A 1,120-nucleotide genomic window follows, 5' to 3' on the forward strand; every position below is an offset into this window, starting at 1 on the left:
GCCCTTTTGCAAATCTGCAAAAAAACGGAAAGACCAAGGCGGCAGCTACCAACTAATCGCCTTGGCCACTGACAGAACGAATGAGGTTCAAACTGTCAGTTGGTGTATTAAATCAAAAAATGGATGAGGAAACCAATGAATAGAATAACATACAGAGAAATCGAGAAAGAGAATTATGACATTGCACTCGCCAAGATTCCCGCGTTAAAACGGGAAATCAAGCGCACCATTATTTTTCAAACGGTGGGGTTTGCATTGCTTCTAGGTTTAGTTTTCATCATTTTTCTATATAGGGGTGAAATTTACGACAGTATGGAGCTGATTATTTATCAGTGGATACCTAATACAGCCTGGTACGTGTACTACTTACTCGCGGTTGCATTATTCGGACTTATCTCATACAAAATGAATTTTTCTGATTTCAGCTCGATACCACTAAAAAATTCCGCACAAGACAGTTGGGAAAAAAGAACAAATGAGATTGCCCCAGATTGCAAACTTATAAACGTCGAAGTGCGTACTGAACCAGGAAAAAGTAAAGTAATTTGGCGAGTTAAACCATCAGAGGTTGATTTTAGTGATTACGCAAAAGAACCTATTATCTCCTATTTAATCGTCGAAAGATAGGTGTACCAATAATGCAAGAACAATATTTGATTTTTTCAACTATAGCGGCGCTAGTTATCATCTTTGCTCTACTATTTGTCTATCGTAAATTATATGTAGTAGCACGAATATTAAAAACTAAGCATGAACCCGCCAAACAACATGAGATTGATGGTCTAGTCGATGATGCTAAGAAAAACGGGCACGAAAAGTATGTACTAAACGTCCTTAAAGAGATTCGAGTTCATCACGGGCGGCACGGAATTAAAAAAGCTCACATCCTTTGGGTTATCGACTTAATTGATGATGATTGCCCCGACATTTCAACGCTGGCTATACCATCTTTTAATCAAACTGATTCTGAGTCATATACTTGGAAATAATTATTAGGGGAAATTAGGCCGTGGTACGCACTCATACCAAATTTAATCAGCCAGTGAACAGAGTAGGTGCGCTTCTAACGCTAGATGAACTCTTAGTAATTTGGAACGATGCAAAAGAATGTATTGATAGT

Annotated in this window: 2 protein-coding genes; both read left to right on the forward strand. The window is 38.2% G+C overall.

What is annotated here, in order from left to right; translation table 11 throughout:
- The first annotated feature begins 135 nt into the window (after window positions 1-135).
- Window positions 136-627: a hypothetical protein gene (locus BLO31_RS18175; RefSeq protein WP_139159065.1), complete on the forward strand. Its 492-nt coding sequence runs from the start codon at window positions 136-138 to the stop codon at window positions 625-627.
- 11 nt (window positions 628-638) lie between these two features.
- The gene (locus BLO31_RS18180; protein WP_070970100.1) at window positions 639-989 is read left to right on the forward strand and encodes a hypothetical protein; all 351 of its coding nucleotides are present in this window, start codon (window positions 639-641) and stop codon (window positions 987-989) included.
- Window positions 990-1,120: the final 131 nt, after the last annotated feature.

Origin of the sequence: Vibrio sonorensis (genome assembly GCF_001854765.1) — a bacterium.
Classification (GTDB): Bacteria; Pseudomonadota; Gammaproteobacteria; order Enterobacterales; family Vibrionaceae; genus Vibrio; species Vibrio sonorensis.